We start from the raw sequence: 19,303 nt of genomic DNA on the forward strand, positions 1-19,303 counted from the left end.
TCCTTATGCGGTAGCGGCCCCAGGGCCTTCTTTAACGGATTTGGCCATCAGGTAGAACCCAACAGCCCCAAGCAGGCCGTAGACCAGGATGAATGCCACAAGTGATATCAGAACCTGGGTGCCGGCAATGGGGGAAGCCGCATCTGAGGTGCGCATCAGATTGTAAACAATCCAGGGCTGGCGTCCCACTTCAGAAACCACCCATCCCATTTCCATGGCGATATAGGGTAACGGAATGGACCACAACATGATTTTTAAGAAATTGGGGCTTTCCAACAACTTGTCGCGCCGGACCCAGCCGTAAATCATGAGAAGAATAAACAGGGTGCCAAGCCCCACCATGGTCCTGAATCCGATAAATGTTGGAAATACCGGCGGGCGGTCCTGTTTGGGAATGTCTTTTAGACCAATGACCTCGGCATTGAAATCATGAAATCCTAAAAAACTTAATAACCCCGGAATAGAGCCGATTTCAATCCGGTTTTTTTCCTGGGTTTCATCGGGTATGGCAAACATGACAATGGGGGCCTGGGCACCGGTTTCCCAGTGGGATTCCATGGCTGCCAGTTTGGCTGGCTGGGTTTTGGATACGTTAATGCCGTGCATATCACCGGTAAACGCTGTGAATAATGAGGTGACAAGGCCGACAACCAGGCCGATCCTGAACGATTTCAAAAAGATTTCAGTATGCTGCTTTCTTAAAAGATGGTAGGCAGAGATTCCCATGATGAAAAATGCGCCCAAAAGCAGGGCCGCTGGCACCACATGGACAATTTCCAACAGCCCGTGCTTGTTGGTGACCACAGCCAGAAAATCAGTGAGTTCCGCACGGCCGTTTCTGATATCATAGCCCACGGGATGCTGCATAAATCCGTTGGCAATGAGAATCCACACCGCACTGAAATTTCCTGCCAAGGCCACCAGCCACATCACAACGGCATGGGCCTTGGCTGAAATTTTTTTCCAGCCAAAAATCCAGATCCCGATAAATGTGGATTCAAGAAAAAAGGCGGCAGATGCCTCTATGGCCAGAAGGGAGCCAAATACATCGCCGACATACTCGCTGTACCGGGACCAGTTGGTGCCGAACTGAAATTCCAGGGTGATGCCGGTGACAACGCCCAGGGCAAAGTTAATCAGAAATAGTTTTCCCCAGAATTTGGTCATCCTCAAATAATTTTTGTCGCCGGACCAGGCATATCTGGTCTCCATGTATGCGATCAAAATTGACAGACCTAGGGTAAGGGGGACAAAAAGAAAATGGAACATGGTTGCAGCTGCAAACTGCAGTCTGGACAGAAAAACCGGGTCCATAAATTCCTCCAGGTTAGAAGTTGATTAAAAAGGTTGGTATGCCGATTATTGCATTTAAAATTTTATTTTTCATGGCTTGCTCCTAAACGTTTAAGTTGCCGGGATTAATTTTACTTTAAAGGCTTTCAGCAAGTAACATGCCAGTTTCTAAGCTGGATTGGATGGCACCGAAGATCTTTTGAATTTTGTTGATAGCATACCGGAATGTTAATCTGTTTTCAAGTGGCGGCAGGGGCTTTTCACAATCATTTTTTTGATGTCTGTGTTTATGTCGAATGTGTCTGTATTTTTATTGATACGAAGTTGTATCGACAGATTGATACAATCATGTCCCTGATGTGAAAATCAACCGCGTCTTCCTATTCCTTGTTTAATTCCTTCATTTCAATCTCGATAATAAGTTTGATTCCTTTTCCAAGAATCAATTCAAACTTTAAAAAATCTTTTTCCTTAATCACACTATTGGATATAATTTTAAATTGCTGTGTGCCGTCTAATTCAAGAACTTTAAATATATATTCCAAAAATTGATTGATATTGCCGGGATTATAAGGATTTTTTTTGGAGGCAATTTTTACAGTGACAGCGGTCTGGCCTTGGTTAGGTTCGACAGAAATATTTTCAATTAATTGTCCTATGCTCTTTATATTACCAAACAAATTTTTAACTTCGCATATAATTTCTTTTTGTTCCAACGCGGATCTGATGACATTTTTCAATTCTTCCATATCCCATGGTTTTGAAAGGAACCGGAAAATTTCTCCTTCGTTTATGGTTTTTACTAAATTATCAAAATCACTATATCCGGACAGCATAATGCGCATGGTTTCCGGATATTCTTTTCTGGCAATCCTCAAGACCTCAAATCCATTCATTGTCGGCATTCTTTGATCACATAAGATCAAATCGATTTTTTCTTTGCCAAGTATTTCAAGGCCTTCCTCGCCACTTGTGGCCGTATATATTTTATACCCCTCCCTGCGTAATAAGCGATTAAGTGTTTTTAAAATACTTTCTTCGTCATCAATACATAGGATGGCATAAGTTTCTTTTTCCATTTTTCGATGTTTCCTTTTGATAAAATTAATAATACGTCAACGATGCCGTGCAATTTCAACAGGGAATTTAATGATTATTTTTGTGCCCTCACCGATTTTACTTTCTACATCAATTTTTCCTTTATGCTCCTCTATGATGCCATAGACAATATAAAGCCCGAGCCCCGTTCCTTTCCCAACATCTTTTGTGGTGAAAAACGGATCGAAAATTTTGTCCATTATGTCTTCGTGCATGCCTTTTCCACTGTCAGTAACTTCAATTGTAACATGCTCTCCCTGATGATATGTTTTAATACGAATCGTTCCTTTATCCTCAATCGCGTGGGATGCATTGATAAGGATATTCATCATAACCTGTTCGATCTGTTGAGGGTTGCCGCTTATCTTTGGCAACTCTCCATATTCTTTGACAATCTCACAGTTATATTTGACCTCATTAAGCACCAGATTAAGCGCCTTCTCAATCTCATTATTCAAATTAACGGGCACATGGCATTCCATTCCCGGGTGAGTAAAACTTTTCAGATTGGCAACAATATTTTTTATCCGATTCGTTCCCTCCAGACATTCGTTGATGAGTTCCGGTAGATCTTCCTTCAAATAATCGATATCATAATTTTCCTTTAGCTTTTGCAAACAATCCTGCAACGCTTCTGATTTTTCCGGATCTTGTGGCGAATTATTCCGTAGCAGTTCTTCAAAATTATCTATTATGGAAAAAAGCTGATTAATATTGACTGACAATATTTGAAGATTAGACATGACAAAGCCCGTGGGGTTATTGATTTCATGGGCAACACCGGCGGCAAGTTGGCCGATTCCGGCCATTTTTTCTGACTGGATGAGTCGTTTTTGGGTCTCTTTAACCAAGTCTGCAAGATGATCCCGGTGTTTTTTCAGTTTAGCCTCAATCTGTTTTTGTTTTTTTAAACTTTTTCCCAGCTGAACATTGGCAATGCTGAGCCGGGAGACCATGACGGCCAGCTTTGTATAAAAATCCATCACATTATAAACCGTTTCGCGGCTCCACCGGGGAACATCGGCCAATGCGGCCAGATACTCTTTTTCATCAAAACCATACTTTTTGGCCTGTTTGGTAAACAGTTCGTAGTCCAGAACTTCATCGTCAAAAAAGAACTGGCCCAAAAACAGGTTGGCAATATGCCTGCCGCCGACAACAATAGGCGTTGCAATATCCCACATGTTGTTTTTGCATTTGTAAAGGCTGTACTGACCTTCTTTTACATTTTGGGATAGATAAATATCACTCTTTTTGCAATGCCCCAGGGTTTCAGGATGAATGCGATGAAATTTTGTGCAGATATCCTGCCAGCCTGTGGCAACTTGGACATTGCCTTCGAGATCGGTGATCGCAATACCGATATGGGTGGTTCTATAAAAGGCATTCATCATCTCCTGGATAGCCGGAAAATCGATAAGTTGCCTGATATCCTTTCTGCTGATCCCCCTTTCCTGGGCGAGCAGGTATTCAATGGAGGTATTGATCTGTGGCGGTGGTTCTGCCTCGTCTGTTTTCATTGATTCCTGCTTTTTGATATGGCGTAGAATGGTTAAATAGTGTGGATTATCGCCAAGATCGATGTGATTGATTGAAATATTTACATTGACTACTGTATTTTCTTTGCTCATAATTCGGGTGTCAATGTTACGAATTGATTTTTCCGTTTCGAGCTGTTCAAACACCTGGGTCCATAAATCCGGATTGAGAAAAAAGACCATTTTCAGAGCGGTCTGGCCGATAATTTCTTCCCTCTTGTATCCAATGAGTTTTTCGCAGGCCCCATTGATATCCATCACCACTTTATCGCTTTTGCGCATCAACAAAACAGCATCCGGGAAAAAATCAAAGATTTGAAAAAACTTGATGTTCTCTTGTTTTAAAAAAGTCATACGATCACTTGAATCCATTTCCATTTTTTCTCCTCCCCCCATTTCACTGGTACCCACAACGCCACATAAAATGCGGATTTCAAATCTCTTACATGTTTGGCGGACAGATTTTCGAACCCTGATGGGGGGATACCCTTTACCAATCTTCGGTCATCCACACGAAATGATATTCTATTTCGAATATTCTACGACGCCCCTGCCGATAGGCCATACAAAACAGCATAAAATAACTGTCGGCAAAAAATTCTATTCATTTGGAAGTGGGGCAAAACCATCAGCAGGAACAATAATAACGGCTAATCATATACTTAAGGATAAAGAACACAGCATATGAAATCATATCAATCAACCCCGCCAAAGTCCAACAAATTTTACCTGAATCAGAAAACGGTTTTTCAACTCTTATAGGCCTTGGTCGATGATCAAGGCCCAAACTTTAACCTGATTTGAAGATCTTTTCATATTGGGAATTGCTGATGTAAAAACCTGTTATCTTTATTATCCATTAATTTTGTGTTATTTTGATCTTCTTAAATTTAGTTAACTGGGGTGGATCTGAATGCATTGGTTTTGCAATGCAAATTCTGGCATCTTTTTTATTTTTTTCAGGTTAAACCCCGGCTTATAAACAATAAAGATAACTGCAAAAGATAACTGCATTGGGTCAGATCGTTTAACGGATTGGTTGAAAAGGACTGAAAATGAGAAAAGAAAATATTCTGGTGGGGGTACTGGTGGTGCTGGCGTTGGGTGGAATATATCAATACAACCGGCCGGCGCCGGATTTGGGTTCCCAGGTAACCAACGTAAACATTGAAGCGCTTGCGACAGAAAATAAAATCCCGCAAAATTTATCCATGGCAGCCCCTGAAGATATTTCATGGAATGATTACACCCCGGGCATGGCCCTGGCCGGGAAAGAGGGTAAACCCATTTTTCTTTATTTCCATGCGTCCTGGTGCGGATACTGTGTTAAATTAAAAAAGGAAACCTTCACGGATGACCGGGTCAAAGCTTACCTGAACGACCATTTTGTCAGCATTGGCGTGGACACGGACAAACGTGAAAAGCTGGCCCGGCAATGGGGCGTCCGGGGACTTCCAACCCTGTGGTTCCTGGAAGCGGACGGAACAAAAATCAATAATCTGCCCGGATTTGTCGATGCGGATCAGCTGCTCACGATTCTGCAATATATCCACACCCAAAGTTACAACACCATGAATTTCCAGGAATATGTCCAACAAAAAAAATCCTGATCCAATTTTCTGAAGAATTCCTGCTTGAATATCTGATGCGATCCATGGTAGCGCAAAGAACGGATAGCGCAAAGATAAGGACAGCGCAAAAAAAGTATTGATTGGTTTTTATTTCAGGAGAATTGAATATGATACGGGTCGGCATTATTGGCGGGTCAGGGCTGGATAACCCTGATATTTTAGAAAATTGTGAAAACATTGAAGCAGACACCCCCTATGGTCCGCCGTCATCAGATATCATGGCCGGGCAGATCAACGGCACCCGGGTGCTGATTCTGGCAAGACACGGCCGCAAGCACCAGTACAGCCCGGCCCAGGTGAACAACCGGGCAAATATATATGCCCTGAAACAGGCCGGTGCCACCCATATCCTTGCCACAACCGCCTGCGGCAGCCTGAGACCGGAAATCGGCCGGGGCCACTTTGTGATCCTGGATCAATTCATTGATTTTACCCGGTTTCGTAAAAATACCTTTGCCGACTCTTTTGAACACGGCGCGGTTCATACGGCCATGGCCGATCCCTTTGATCCGTGCCTGCGCAATGTGCTGTATAAATCTGCCGCGGATCTGGGGCTGAACGCCCATGACAAAGGATGTGTAGTGACCATTGAAGGTCCCAGGTTTTCAACCGTGGCGGAATCCAATATGTTCAGGGTGTGGGGCGCGGATGTCATCAATATGTCCACGGCACCCGAGGCTATGCTGGCCAATGAGGCGGGCATCCCCTATGCAGCCGTGGCCATGTCCACCGACTATGACTGCTGGAAACAGGATGAAGCCCCGGTCACCTGGGAACAGATTCTTTCGGTGTTCAATAAAAACGCTGATAATGTCAAACAATTGCTCATCAAGGCGGTTTCACAAATAACCTTTAATATATGCGTATAGGAGAAACAAGAGACCATGGATTTAAAACAGACGATCAGAAGCATTCCGGACTGGCCCATCAAAGGGGTGATTTTCAGGGACCTGACCACATTGATGCAGAATCCAGAAGCATTTAAAGAATCCTGCGATATCCTTTACGACCGCTACAAGGACAAGGGCCTTGACAAGGTCGTGGGCATTGATGCCAGAGGCTTTGTCTTTGGTGCGGTGCTGGCCTATCGTCTTGGTATCGGTTTTATCCCGGTGCGCAAAAAAGGAAAACTGCCCCACAAAACCATTGAGCAAAGCTACAGCCTTGAATATGGCGAAGGCACCCTTGAGATGCACGAAGATGCCGTTACCCCCGGCGAAAAAGTGGTCATCGTGGACGATCTCATTGCAACCGGCGGCACTGTGGGGGCCACGGTCAAACTGGTAAAGCAGCTTGGGGCGGATCTGCTGGAATGCGCCTTTATTGTAGAACTGCCTGATCTCAAGGGCCGGGATCAGATCCCCGGCTGTCCAGTGTTCAGTGTTACTGAGTTTGAAGGAGAGTAATGTCCTGTTACTAAAAAGAGAAGGAAGGGGGCAGATTCATGAGAATTAACTGTATTCGTTTGGGGTTACAGGTGACAGTCTCCCTGGCCCTTTTTGTTTCTTTCATTCCGGCAGGATGCGGGTTCAACAAGGCCGGACATATGACGCACAGTCCCGTACTCATGGAACAGTACCGGGAAAAGCTGCTCCCTGAACAGTTATCATATTTTTACTGCGGCAGGGAAAATCTGCCCGATGCTGTGGTGGGCATTGACCCGGCCTATACCTTTGAAACAAAATTCTGGTTTCCCATTGAATTCGGGCCAGACCTTTACAGCAAGATCGACCATTTAAGTAATCTGGAACCCGGCCAGGACAGAATGTACGCCAGGGCCATTACTGGTCCGGCAGGCAACACCATAGGCGTGTGGTTCTCTTTTTATTATTCCACGGGTGTCATTGTGGATGATGCCAATCACAGGATTCAAGTGTTCAACCCTTACAGGCCTGAATCCAGGCTCTATTTTTTTTGATTATTAAGGCTTGGGAATATCTGCCATGCTCAATCTGATCAAAAGCAACCGCATGGAGAATCTGGCCCAGGCCCTTTTCGCCGTCATCGGCAAGGGCCCTGGCAACCCAATTGCATCCGAATTCATCGGTATCCAGTCCCGGGGTATGAAACAATGGCTTTCCCAGGGGATTACACGTCACTTCGGGGTGTGTGCCAATGTGCGGTTCATGTTTCCCCGGCAGATGCTTGAATATATCCGGGAGCAGGGCTGCGAAACCCAGGGGCCAGGCCTTTCAGGACCAGGTCTGCTGGACCGGGACATGATGGCCTGGGGTGTTCTGGATGCACTGATGGCCAGGGCAGCGGAACCGGCCCGGGCAGACAGCCGTTTCCTGGGTCCCGGAACATACCTTGAACATGACACCACCGGAACCAAGGCCATGGCGTTAAGCCGCAGGATTGCCGCTGTACTGGATGATTATCAGGTGTATCGTCCGGACATGCTGGCAGCCTGGGGCAGGGGAGAAGACCTGGAATCAGAGGACCCCCAGGCCCTGTGGCAGGCTTTTTTATGGCAAACCCTGATACACAAAGGCATGTCCCTGCCCGACCAGATGCAGGCCTGTCTTTCCTCATTTGAATCCGGTACTGTCAATGCACACGCGTTGCCCCGGCGCATATCCCTTTTCGGGATTTCTGCCATGCCTCCGGTTTTTTTGAATCTTTTTAATCTGTTGAGCCGGCATATGGATATTTTTCTGTTTCTGCTCACGCCAACCTATCAGTTTTTTTTTGATCTGCCTTCTGCACGTCAGCAGGAAAGGGCCGCATTAAAAGACGAGGCCGTTTCAGCGCTGCCCGAAGAGGGCAATCCCCTGCTTGGTGCTTTGGGCCAGAGCAGCAGGGAAACCCAGGGGATTCTGGAAAATTTTGACTATGACGAGCCCATGGGGGACCTGTTTGTTGATCCGGCGGTCATGCCAGAGGATACAGATGAAAAAGATCCGGATGGCCCGGGTCCTGCCGATATGCTCTGGGTGATCCAGTCCGATATCCTGAACCTTATCTGGCGGGGCAAGGGCAGGGCGGATTCTCCCATTGCTGTTTCCCCCGGGGATAACTCCCTGGCCGTTCATGCCTGCCATTCGCCCATGCGCGAGGCCCAGGTGCTAAAAGATCTTCTCCTGGATGCGTTCAACCGGGACCCCGGTCTTTGCCCCCATGATGTAGTGGTGATGATGCCTGATATTGAGGCCTATGCCCCTTTTCTGGAGGCTGTGTTTTCCCAGTCGCCCGGGCTACCGTTTACCGTGTCCGACCGCCGCCGCCGCTCTGAATCCTTAACCCTTTCCGCCTTTTTAAGTATCCTTGACATGAAAGAGTCCCGCCTTGAGAAATCCAAGATTCTGGGGCTTTTGTCCTGCCCTGTCATTGCCGATAAATTCGGCCTGACCCAGGGAGACCAGGACCTTGTTTCTGCCCTGTTTGATTCTGCCGGGATTTTGTGGGGCAGGGACGGTGCCCACCGCGAAAGAATTTTGGGCCGGCCTTATGAACACAATTCCTGGACCTTTGGCCTGAACCGGCTCATGGCAGGGTTTGCCCTGCCCGAAGCAAGTACCGTATTTGTTAATGGTGTGCTTCCCTGCGACGGGTTTGAAGGGCTTGAAGGAGAGATTTTAGGAAAATGCGCCCATTTTATTCACTCTTTGTTCAAGGCCCTGGACCTGATGGCGTCCCCCGGCACGGTCCGGGAATGGGCCATCCGGTTCAGGACCATTATTTCAGACATGCTGGCAAAGGATCTTGGCAATGACGGGGATATGGCTGTGCTGCTCAATGCACTGGATGATATGGAAAAGCAGGCTGGTCAGGCCGGGTTTGACAGACCGATCTCTTTTCCTGCTGTCCGCCTGGCCCTGACTGCCAAGCTTGATGTGCATGTGTCCCAGGGCAGGTTCCTTTCCGGGGACATCACGTTCTGTAATATTATGCCCATGCGCAGCATCCCGTTCAAACTTGTCTGCCTGATGGGGATGGATGCCCAAAGTTTCCCCAGAACAGGCAGTTCCCCCGGCTTTGACCTGATCCGCCAAAATCCCAGGCTCGGGGACAAGCAGGACCGCCAGGAGGATTGTGAGATTTTTCTGGAGGCATTGCTGTGCGCACGCCGTGGGCTTATCATTACCTATACCGGCATGCGCATCAGCGACAACACGCCTGTTCCCGTTGCCTCACCTGTGGCGGAACTGATCGATACCGTTGAAAACAGCTTTGTTTTTCCCCAGGGGTTTCAATGGCAGTTTGTCCATCCGTTGCACCCGTTCAGTCCGGTCTATTTTTCAGACATCCATGGGCCTGGATTGGGGCCTGGATTTTTTTCCTATTCAAATGCCCAGTGCCGGATCTGCAGCAGCCAGAGTACCCGGAACAATGGAGATGGAGATACCGCTGGAGCCCCTTGTTTTTGCTTCCGGGACCCGGAGGTTGACAATACCCTGCAACACCAGGTATCAAAAGACATACCCGTGATTGCACTTGCAGATCTCATTGCGTTTTTCAGACACCCTGTCCAATATTATGTCACCAAGACCCTGGGACTGATCTACCAGGAACCGGGGCAGGTGCCCGATGAACGCGAGCCCTTCAGACTGTCCGGGCTGCCCCTTTACCAGTTGGGTTCCCTGGCCGTTGAAACCCATGAAGATTTTGATCTCTACCCCATGGTAAAGGCACAAGGCTGTCTGCCCTTTGGAAAAAAAGGCGAACAGGAATGGGCCAGAATCAATGATCTGGCAGAACCTGTGAAGCATCTGGCCCAAAATGAACGCCTTGGGCGAGCCCCACGCAGCCTGGCGTTGTCTCTACAAACAGATGCCTGCTGCATCACAGGCCAGGTAACCCATGTGTATGACCCGTGCCGGGTTGTGGCAGGTTTTGGCCGGCTGAATCCGTCCCGGTTGTTGACCCAGTGGATTATGCACCTGGCGTATTCGTGTATTGAAGACCACCCCGGAACCACTGTGATGATAGGGCAGGACCCCAAGGGACGCAAGCCTGCGGTGAGATTTGAATTTTCCGCTATTGAAGAAAAATCCCGGGCCCGGGCATTGATCCTGGATCTGGCCGGATATTACCTGAACGGAAAGGCAAGGGTCTTTCCCTTTTTTGCCGATCTTTGTTTTCATCTGGTTGTTGATCTGTCCTCACGGGAGTATGACCTGTCAGCACCATCCCTGGCAAAGGCCTTAGGTAAATGTGCTGGTTTATGGTGCAATAATTTTAATTCAACCGGGGAGGGTTTTAACCGGTACACGGCCCTTGTTTTCGGGCAGGACACCCCCTTTGCAGATCCGACGTCCCTTGGGCGTTCCGGGGTGCTGGATGCAGGTCTTGCCGTGTACAGGCCCATGCTGGAGTATTTTATATCATGAGCAGAACTGCCTTGCCCCTGCCCCTTGATCCCTTTTCCCTGGACCTTGAAAAGATCAGCCTGATCGAAGCCAGCGCAGGAACCGGAAAGACATACACCATTTCCACCCTGTTTGTCCGGCTGGTGGCCATGGGCTATAAGGTGGAATCCATCCTGGTGGTGACATTTACCGAGGCTGCTGCCGCAGAGTTGAAATTAAGAATCCGGAAACGTCTGGTTCACTGTCTGATGGTTTTGTCCGGCCAGGAAAATGACGAATACAACGCCGACGATCTCACCTGTTTCCTGCAAAAACAAAGCGATGCAGATCAAATCCGCCGCCTGCTCCGTCTTGCTGTGACCTGTTTTGACCAGGCTGCCATTATGACCATCCACGCTTTCTGCTTTTCCGTGCTCAGGGAAAATGCCTTTGAAAGCAATGCCCATTTTGACATAGAACTTATGGCAGACAACCGGGGTTTTGTTGACCAGGTGGTCCGGGACTTTTTTTCAGGCCGCATCAATCATCTGGACTCATTGTTTTTATCTTTTCTGGATCAAAATAATATCACCCCGGACACCTTTGCCAAAGGGCTTGTTCAGGCCGCATCAAGGCAGGAAATCCGGGTGGTTCCTGCCCCCCCTGCGTTTCAGGAAATTTGGGATGATTACAAAGAGACCGTCAATTCGGCAGCAGAAATTTTGAACCGGGAACTGGAAGGCATCCTGAACCTGATCCAGGACCATGCCGGGATAGAGAAACGAAGTTACAATAAAAAAAATCTGTCCAACTGGCTGGATGCCTGTCAGAAGAAATTTGAAAACAGCCCTGGCACGGATCTGCTGTTTGACATGAGTGAAAAGGGCGATGCCCTGTATAAATTTACCCGGACCCGGCTGGCAGAAAAGACAAAGGCCGGCCACACCCCGCCGGCCCATGTTTTTTTCGACCTTTGCGAACACCTGCTTGACCTGTCCCGATCCATGGCGGCAAATCTCATTGCCTTAAGATATCTGTTTCTTGATGATTATGCCAAGGCCCTGGCCGCCATGAAGCAGGGGCAGGGGGCCTGTTTTTTTGACGACCTGATCAATGATCTGGCAACAGCCCTGGACGGTCCGGGCGGCCATGCGTTGAAAACAGCTGTGAGAAAACGCTTCCATGCCTGCCTCATTGATGAGTTCCAGGACACGGACCCGGGCCAGTACAAAATTTTTTCCATCCTGTTCACGGATCCGGATACGCCCTTTTTTATGATCGGCGATCCCAAGCAGGCCATCTACGGTTTCAGGGGCGGTGATATTTTTACTTATATGACGGCGTCAAAGGCCTGCAACCAAAGCTTTACCCTGACAAAAAATTACCGTTCCGCACCGGCCATGGTGCAGGCCGTGAATACCATCTTCTCATTAAAAGACAATCCCTTTGGATTCGAACTTATTCCTTTTCAGCCTGTGGAAACACCTGACACAGCCGTTGACCGGCTGGTGTGCAACGGTGTTCCTGTTCCGCCGGCAACATTTCTGGTTGTGGATAAAGATGGGTTGCCATGTAACAAAAACGGCCTGGTCAATAAGTCCGATGCCCAGAGGATCATACCCGATATCCTTGCAAGAGATATGCTTTCCCTTTTAAAGGATCCCGATATCTGTCTGCTGGACAAAGACGCACCGGACGATAGAGACGCGGCAACCCCTGTGACGCCGGGGGATATGGCTGTGCTGGTGCGCACCAATGTCCAGGCCGAGGCGGTGCAGCAGGCCCTTGTTCAACGGGGTATCCCCTGCTTTTTATCCAGAACCGGGTCTGTGTTCGACGCTGTCCAGGCCCGGGAGCTTTATGACATCCTTTGCGCAGTTGCCAGCCCCGGAGACATGTGCCTGATCAGGGCCGCTTTGGTCTCTTCGGTGTACCAGGCGGATGAGGCCTTTTTAAAACGCATGAACACCGATGACACCCTTGCAGGTACCTGGCAGGACCGATTTGCGGACTACAGGCGGATCTGGGAGGAAAAGGGCTTTGTCGCCATGATCACAGCCCTTTTGTACCAGGAGGATGCCCTGCCTTGTCCCTGTGCTCATATGGATGAACGGGGACTGACCAATGTGTTTCATTTAAAGGAGCTTTTGGCCCAGGCAGCCATGAATCTGGGTAAAGAGACACCGTCTAAAATTGCCCTGCTGATTGAATGGTTTCGAAAACAGCTGTTTGAACAGACCCGGCAGGCAACCGCCGATGAACTGCGCCTGGAAAGCGATGCCCGGGCCGTGGCCATTGTCACCATCCACAAAAGCAAGGGGCTTGAATATCCCCTTGTGTTTCTGCCTTTTTTGTGGCAGACAGGCACTGCTAAGGATACCCATGCACCTGTTTTATTCCATGATCCGGAAGACAATCATGCCCTGGTGCTGGACCTGGGCTCTGAAAACAGGGACCGGGCCATGCGGCTGAACCAAGATGAAGCGGCTGCCGAAGATATGCGTCTGCTCTACGTAGCCCTGACCCGGGCTTCCTCGGGCGTAAGGATCTACTGGGGCGGTTTTGCAGGTATTGAAGACTCGGCATTCGGACGGCTTTTGCATCCCGGGGGCCTGGGAAACGACCAAACCCTGCTTGCAGATCTTGGACGATTGTGTGAAACCTCAGGCAAAAGCATTGACGCTGTCATGCTTAAACCCGATGCCCTGCCCGAAAGCCTATTTGATCCCCAAACAGTTCAGGACACCGATTTTTCCCCAAAAATCATGACCCGGAAGGTATCTCCTGCATGGCGAATGTCAAGCTATTCAGCCCTGGCTGCAGGGCACAAGCATGATCCCGTACAGGACGGGCAAAAGGAGCGGCAGGAGCCAACCCCGGATTTTTTTTTGAGAGATGCCGCACCTGCCATGGATATCGTGCCCCTGTCCACTTTTCCCAAAGGGCCGGGGGCAGGCGATTTTTTCCACAAGGTGTTTGAAGAAATAGATTTTTGCGATCCTGCCACCATTGAACCGGCTGTTGTCAGCAACCTTGACCGGTTTGGATTTGCCATGCCAAAGGCGGTTCCCGGTATCTGCGATGCGGTTAAAGGTATTTTAGCCGCCCCCCTTGACACAGGGCAGGGCGGTTGTTTTTCCCTGGATCAGATTGCGCTGACCCACCGGCTGGTGGAGATGGAGTTTTATATTACCCTGGACCGGTTTAACCCGGCAGCCCTTGGCAAACTGTTTGAAAAAATCGAAAAGAATGAAAAGGACGAAAACGATAAAAAAACGGCTGGTTACGGTGCCAGGATCTCATCCATGCAGACAGCCGGGTTCCAGGGGTTTTTAAAAGGATTCATCGATCTTGTGGTCTGCCATGAAAACCAATGGTATATCATGGATTACAAGTCCAATTACCTGGGGCCTTGTTTCAGTGATTATCATCCCGGGGCGATTGAGGCGGCCATGATCAGCCACGATTATATCCTGCAATATTATCTGTACCTTGGGGCCCTGGACAGGTATTTGCGTTTACGCCTGAAAGATTATAATTATGCGGAACATTTTGGCGGGGTTTTTTACCTGTTTATCCGGGGTATGGCCGGGGGTAAAAATACCGGGATCTATTTTCACAGGCCCGGCAATGAATTGATGAAACAGTTGAGAATACTTTTATCGTAAACATCAGGAGGAACAATGACCTTTTTGTTGAATCTGCTCTGGTTTGTACTTGGCGGGGGATGGGCCGCAGGCCTTTTATGGATTATGACAGGCTGTATTCTGATGCTGACAATTGTGGGCATTCCTTTTGGCTGGGCCGCATTCAGAATTGCAGGATTTGCCGCCTTTCCCTATGGCAAAACCCTGGTGGATGCCCGGACCGTGGGCGAAGAGGTGATAACCGGTACAATGATAGCCAATATTTTGTGGGTCATCCTTGCGGGGATATGGCTGGCCATCTCGCACATCTCAGCCGGAATCGGCCTTTGCATGACCATTATCGGCATCCCCTTCGGATTCGCCCATTTCCGGCTGGCCGCCGTATGCTTTGCTCCCCTGGGAAAACGTACGGTTTTGATTTCCTAAAACCTAAAACCTAACACATAAAACCTAAAACCTAACACCCCGCCCGAAGGGCGATAATCCATTCAGACATCAGGAGGCTTTGGGGGTTTGAATTGCTTCTTATCCAGCCCGTGCCGGGTCAACAGGCGGTTTAACTGCCGGCTGGTAATGCCGGCTTTCTGTGCCGTCTCTTTTATCCGGCCGTTTGTTTGTTTCAACAGGCTGGTCAGGTAGGAGATTTCACAGGCATTGACCGCATGCTGGCGGGCCTGGGCCAGGGTCAGGCCGGTGCCGGGTGCCGGTATATCCTGGGCAACAGCCATCTGGGTTTCGATGGGTAAATTGCCGGAGGTCATCACAGGGGAAATTTCGAGGATATGAGCCCGTTCAAGGATATTTTCAAGTTCCCGGATATTGCCGGGCCATTCATAGTGGCGGAATCCTTCCAGAATAGACGGATGAACCCTATGAATATTTTTCCCGTACTTGACGTTCAGTTTTTTTAAAAAGAGATCCACCAGGTATTCCAGGTCTTCCAGCCGTTCCCTGAGGGTCGGAATTTCAATGGGAAACACGTTGAGCCGGTAAAACAGGTCTTTTCGAAACGTCCCTTTACTGACAGCCTCTTCCAGGTTTGAGTTGGTCGCTGCGATGATCCGTACATTGGCCTTGAGAATGGACTCGCCACCGATCCGGCTGAAGGTGCCATCCTGGAGCACCTGGAGCAGTTTAATCTGGGCGGATGGGGAGATGGTGCCGATTTCATCCAGAAAAATGGTGCCGCCATCTGCCATTTCAAACCGGCCGGGCTTTTTCCGTTCAGCACCGGTAAATGCGCCTTTTTCATGGCCGAACAGCTCGCTTTCAATAAGGGTGTCCGGGATGGCCCCGCAGTGGATGGAGATAAAAGGCTTTTCAGAACGCTGGCTGTGCCAGTGGATCAGTCGGGCCAGGGTGCCTTTGCCCGTACCGGTTTCTCCCAACAGCAGGACAGTGGCAATGGTGGGGGCAACAGACCGGATATTGGCAAAAATTTTTTTCATGCCCACATTTTTGGACCGGATGATATCCAGCCATTCGGTTTTCCAGAACCGGTCCCGCAGGTAGTCCAGTTCAAAATCCTTGGAACGGGACCGGTTCAAGGCGGGAAGCAGCAGATGGATATCCCGTTCTCTGAACGGAGATAACAGGTATCCCACAGCACCGGCTTTTACCGCTTCAATGGCTTTACAGGTGTTGAACCGTGTACACAGTACAATGAACTGAACAAATGGATTGACCGAACTGAACGCCGACATGCCCGGATCGGCCGACAGCAGTTCGATGTCGGCCATGATCAGATCAAACGGAGTCTGGGTGTGCAATGTCAGTGCCGTATTGATATCCGAGGCCTGGCGGATGTTGTGGGCATCAGACAAGGCGTTTGAAATCAAACGGTACTCATCTTCCGCATTGGTCAAAACCAGCATATCTTTCATCTGAAACCCCGAAAAAGATTTTTTACCACTCTGCTGAAAAATAGATGGAACGGGCAGCGTGTTTTTTTAGCAGCAACCCGGTTTTCTGTCAACATGGCCTGGGCAGAAGCTGAAAAAAGGTTTCATGCGCCTGCTTTTTTTAGTATGTTAGGCCACCAAGTAATGTCTTGCCATATCATCTATAGATAAAGTTGATTGTGATAGACTTGCATATTTTAGATACAAAAAATAAGGAGAACGCACATCGTGAACATGACAAAGGCATATGCGACAAAATCATTTATAGTTATTATGCTGTTTATGGTGGCCATTGGCGGTGCCGTGGGTGCCGGAATCTATTTCGGACTAAAGAAAACGGCATTGCTCTTTGCACCAGGAGCTGACGGCATAGTCACTATTCCAGGAATTAATGCCACAATTACCATTCAAAGTCTGGCTGATGTGGCTCATTTTCTGGATATGGTGACGACGCAATATATTGCCTGCATTGTTGTATGTATAGTCCTTGTTTTTTTGGTTTCAGGCCTTATTCTCTGGGGCATTTTAAAATTAAGCGCAGCGTCATTGTTTGGAACTGCTGTTTCCATGCCGGCTGACCCAAAAGCCCGTGAACGTGGTGAAAGCGCAAAGAAAAAGGATTATGTAGAGAAACGACTGGAACAAGAGCGGCAAAAAAGACTTTTTCTGCATTTTATATCGGTGTTACAGCGAGAAGGACGATTGCTGGATTTTTTTGCAGAAGAATTGTCTGTATATGATGATGAGCAGATTGGCGCTGCCGTCAGAAGCATACAGGAAGACTGCAGGAAAAGTGTAAACAAGTACCTGGCCCCGGTGCCGGTCATTGATAAAGAAGAAGGGGATGTTGTTGACGTTGACTTGGGGTTTGACCCCAATGCCATAAAATTAACGGGGAATGTTTCCGGTGAGCCGCCTTTTAGAGGGGTGTTGAGGCATCGGGGATGGAAGGCTGCAAAAAATGAGGTACCCAAATTATCAGATGTACAAGATTCCTCCATTATTGCGCCGGCAGAAGTCGAAGTTGAATAGAAATTTTTTTATTTATTTGTAGGAGTGTGCCGTGAAAGAGGGCCGATATATCGTTGGAATAGATCTTGGGACAACAAATTGCGTGGTGGCCTACTCAGATATGCACGTTGAAAGAGCCCCCAGGCAAATGGCAAAAATAAACCTTTTCAGAGTGCCGCAACTCACAGGTCCCGGAGTGGTTGAATTAAGAGACGCTCTTCCCTCTTTTCTTTATGTCAAGGAAGGGCATGAAGACGCTTCGAACACCTTGCTATTGCCATGGCAGGAAGAAGGGACAGTTACTGTTGCAGGTGAATTTGCCCGGGAGCGCGGTGCAGAAGTTCCCCATAAACTCATCTCTTCGGCCAAGTCATGGTTGTGCAATTCGGCGGTGGATCGGGAAACGCCCATTTTGCCTTGGGATACCGCAAAAGACATTGAAAAGTTGTCTCCGGTCCAGGCCTCATGTGCGCTGCTCAGGCATATAAAAAATGCCTGGAACCATGAAATGGCGGCTGATGATCCGTCTCTTTGTCTTGAAAATCAAGCGATCTACCTGACAGTACCGGCATCGTTTGATGCGGTGGCCAGAGAACTGACGGTGAAGTCTGCGCAAATGGCCGGTTTAAAAGACATTGTCCTTATCGAAGAGCCGCAATCCGCCTTCTATGCCTGGATTGACAAAGCAGGTGATGACTGGAGAGATCAAGTGGAAAAAGGCGATCTTGTCCTGGTCTGTGATATCGGCGGCGGTACCAGCGATTTCAGTCTTATTGAGGTGAACGAGGGCGCGGATGGCCTTTTAAATCTTGAACGCGTGGCTGTGGGCAATCATCTTCTTGTTGGGGGAGATAATCTGGATTTAACACTCTCATACTTTCTTGCGGCAAAGCTTGGAGAAAAAAAACAGAAACTGGATGCCTGGCAGATGAGGGGGCTTGTTCACTCCTGCAGAAAAGCAAAAGAGGAATTGTTTTCATCCGAAGGCCCGGATGAATATCCTGTAACGGTTTTGGGACGAGGGTCCGGCCTGATTAAAGGAACGATCAAACTGAGTTTGAAACTGGCGGATGTACAGCAGGTCGTGCTGGATGGTTTTTTCCCGGCATGCAGCCTGGATGACAAACCTGCGGCAAGCAGTGCAACAGGCATGAAAGAGTTTGGTCTTTCCTATGAATCCGATCCTGCCATCACACGGCATTTGGCCCAGTTTATATCTTCTCATACAGATGCCCAAGGAAATCCACGACTGCCCACTGCCGTTGTATTTAACGGTGGCGTCATGAAGTCCCCGTTGATCAGAGAAAGGCTTCTGGATGTACTAAAGCAGTGGCACAGTGCATCTGCGAGCGGAGAAATCCGGCAGATCAATACGGTTGATTATGATCTTTCAGTGGCCTGGGGGGCCTCTTATTATGGCCAGGCGGCCCGGGGAGATGGAATCAAGATACGCGGTGGGCTGGGGATGTCCTACTATATGGCGATTGAAGCTGCCATGCCCGCCATTCCAGGGCTTGCCATGCCCACCAGAGCCCTTTGTATTGCTCCCTTTGGCATGGAAGACGGCAGCCAGGCGGAAAGTAAGGATCGTCTGTTTAATCTGGTTGTGGGCGAGAAAGTCACTTTTGATATCATGAGTTCTCCAAACCGCCCTGATGACCAGTTGGGAGATGTGATAGATAATTGGGAGGATATAGGAATCACGGGGTTAACCTCTATTGAAACTGAGCTGGAAAGAACGGGAACGGATCAAGGATTTATACCCGTCACTTTTGAAGTCAAGGTGACCGAGATCGGCACGCTCGAATTTTGGGCCTGCTCACGGGATGATGATCGCAAATGGCGTTTGGAGCTGAATGTAAGGCCCAGGATCTAGTGGCGGGCAGGAGATTA

The 19,303-nt window shown here is 48.6% G+C and carries 13 protein-coding genes; 9 read left to right on the plus strand and 4 right to left on the minus strand.

Going from position 1 to position 19,303, the window contains the following annotated elements; genetic code table 11:
• Positions 1–3: 3 nt before the first annotated feature.
• The 3 genes from Q366_RS07165 to Q366_RS20150 all read right to left on the minus strand — a co-directional run bounded on the left by Q366_RS07165 (position 4) and on the right by Q366_RS20150 (position 4,307).
• Positions 4–1,314 (minus strand): cytochrome ubiquinol oxidase subunit I, encoded by a 1,311-nt coding sequence (locus Q366_RS07165; RefSeq protein WP_035237615.1) that lies wholly within the window; start codon positions 1,312–1,314, stop codon positions 4–6.
• Positions 1,315–1,673: 359 nt separating this feature from the next.
• Positions 1,674–2,372: a response regulator gene (locus tag Q366_RS20145; RefSeq protein ID WP_051957882.1), complete on the minus strand. Its 699-nt coding sequence runs from the start codon at positions 2,370–2,372 to the stop codon at positions 1,674–1,676.
• Between the two features lie 36 nt (positions 2,373–2,408).
• Positions 2,409–4,307, minus strand: a complete 1,899-nt coding sequence (locus Q366_RS20150; RefSeq protein ID WP_051957883.1) for a PocR ligand-binding domain-containing protein — start codon at positions 4,305–4,307, stop codon at positions 2,409–2,411.
• Positions 4,308–4,984: 677 nt separating this feature from the next.
• Between Q366_RS20150 and Q366_RS07180 the strand changes: the two genes are divergently transcribed.
• From Q366_RS07180 to Q366_RS07210, 7 genes are all read left to right on the plus strand, one after another.
• Positions 4,985–5,539, plus strand: a complete 555-nt coding sequence (locus Q366_RS07180) for a thioredoxin family protein (protein ID WP_035237617.1) — start codon at positions 4,985–4,987, stop codon at positions 5,537–5,539.
• Positions 5,540–5,667: 128 nt separating this feature from the next.
• A complete protein-coding gene (mtnP, locus tag Q366_RS07185) occupies positions 5,668–6,429 on the plus strand; it encodes an S-methyl-5'-thioadenosine phosphorylase (protein ID WP_035237619.1) in 762 nt (253 codons plus the stop codon).
• Between the two features lie 15 nt (positions 6,430–6,444).
• Positions 6,445–6,966, plus strand: a complete 522-nt coding sequence (locus Q366_RS07190; RefSeq protein ID WP_035237621.1) for an adenine phosphoribosyltransferase — start codon at positions 6,445–6,447, stop codon at positions 6,964–6,966.
• Between the two features lie 38 nt (positions 6,967–7,004).
• A complete protein-coding gene (locus Q366_RS07195) occupies positions 7,005–7,478 on the plus strand; it encodes a hypothetical protein (RefSeq protein WP_035237623.1) in 474 nt (157 codons plus the stop codon).
• Between the two features lie 25 nt (positions 7,479–7,503).
• Complete coding sequence (gene recC, locus Q366_RS07200; protein ID WP_035237625.1) at positions 7,504–10,893, plus strand: exodeoxyribonuclease V subunit gamma; 3,390 nt, start codon at positions 7,504–7,506, stop codon at positions 10,891–10,893.
• A complete protein-coding gene (gene recB, locus Q366_RS07205) occupies positions 10,890–14,519 on the plus strand; it encodes an exodeoxyribonuclease V subunit beta (RefSeq protein ID WP_035237627.1) in 3,630 nt (1,209 codons plus the stop codon). The genes recC and recB overlap by 4 nt, the downstream gene beginning before the upstream one ends.
• Positions 14,520–14,534: 15 nt before the next feature.
• Positions 14,535–14,924, plus strand: a complete 390-nt coding sequence (locus Q366_RS07210) for a YccF domain-containing protein (RefSeq protein ID WP_035237629.1) — start codon at positions 14,535–14,537, stop codon at positions 14,922–14,924.
• A gap of 62 nt (positions 14,925–14,986) precedes the next feature.
• Here the strand turns inward: Q366_RS07210 and Q366_RS07215 are convergent, their stop codons facing one another.
• Complete coding sequence (locus Q366_RS07215; protein ID WP_035237631.1) at positions 14,987–16,381, minus strand: sigma-54-dependent transcriptional regulator; 1,395 nt, start codon at positions 16,379–16,381, stop codon at positions 14,987–14,989.
• Between the two features lie 321 nt (positions 16,382–16,702).
• On the opposite strand from Q366_RS07215, the gene Q366_RS07220 reads away from it, so the two are divergent.
• Both Q366_RS07220 and Q366_RS07225 read left to right on the plus strand, forming a co-directional pair.
• Complete coding sequence (locus tag Q366_RS07220) at positions 16,703–17,431, plus strand: DUF2760 domain-containing protein (protein WP_245619896.1); 729 nt, start codon at positions 16,703–16,705, stop codon at positions 17,429–17,431.
• 31 nt (positions 17,432–17,462) lie between these two features.
• Complete coding sequence (locus Q366_RS07225) at positions 17,463–19,286, plus strand: Hsp70 family protein (RefSeq protein WP_035237635.1); 1,824 nt, start codon at positions 17,463–17,465, stop codon at positions 19,284–19,286.
• The last annotated feature ends 17 nt before the right edge of the window (positions 19,287–19,303 follow it).

This window comes from Desulfobacter vibrioformis DSM 8776, from assembly GCF_000745975.1.
Lineage (GTDB): Bacteria > Desulfobacterota > Desulfobacteria > Desulfobacterales > Desulfobacteraceae > Desulfobacter > Desulfobacter vibrioformis.

Excerpts from the sequence above, each read along its gene's own strand:
- Q366_RS07165 (WP_035237615.1), bottom strand. The coding sequence starts at position 1,314 with ATGGACCCGGTTTTTCTGTCCAGACTGCAGTTTGCAGCTGCAACCATG.
- Q366_RS20145 (WP_051957882.1), bottom strand. The coding sequence starts at position 2,372 with ATGGAAAAAGAAACTTATGCCATCCTATGTATTGATGACGAAGAAAGT.
- Q366_RS20150 (WP_051957883.1), bottom strand. The coding sequence starts at position 4,307 with ATGGAAATGGATTCAAGTGATCGTATGACTTTTTTAAAACAAGAGAAC.
- Q366_RS07180 (WP_035237617.1), top strand. The coding sequence starts at position 4,985 with ATGAGAAAAGAAAATATTCTGGTGGGGGTACTGGTGGTGCTGGCGTTG.
- mtnP (WP_035237619.1), top strand. The coding sequence starts at position 5,668 with ATGATACGGGTCGGCATTATTGGCGGGTCAGGGCTGGATAACCCTGAT.
- Q366_RS07190 (WP_035237621.1), top strand. The coding sequence starts at position 6,445 with ATGGATTTAAAACAGACGATCAGAAGCATTCCGGACTGGCCCATCAAA.
- Q366_RS07195 (WP_035237623.1), top strand. The coding sequence starts at position 7,005 with ATGAGAATTAACTGTATTCGTTTGGGGTTACAGGTGACAGTCTCCCTG.
- recC (WP_035237625.1), top strand. The coding sequence starts at position 7,504 with ATGCTCAATCTGATCAAAAGCAACCGCATGGAGAATCTGGCCCAGGCC.
- recB (WP_035237627.1), top strand. The coding sequence starts at position 10,890 with ATGAGCAGAACTGCCTTGCCCCTGCCCCTTGATCCCTTTTCCCTGGAC.
- Q366_RS07210 (WP_035237629.1), top strand. The coding sequence starts at position 14,535 with ATGACCTTTTTGTTGAATCTGCTCTGGTTTGTACTTGGCGGGGGATGG.
- Q366_RS07215 (WP_035237631.1), bottom strand. The coding sequence starts at position 16,381 with ATGAAAGATATGCTGGTTTTGACCAATGCGGAAGATGAGTACCGTTTG.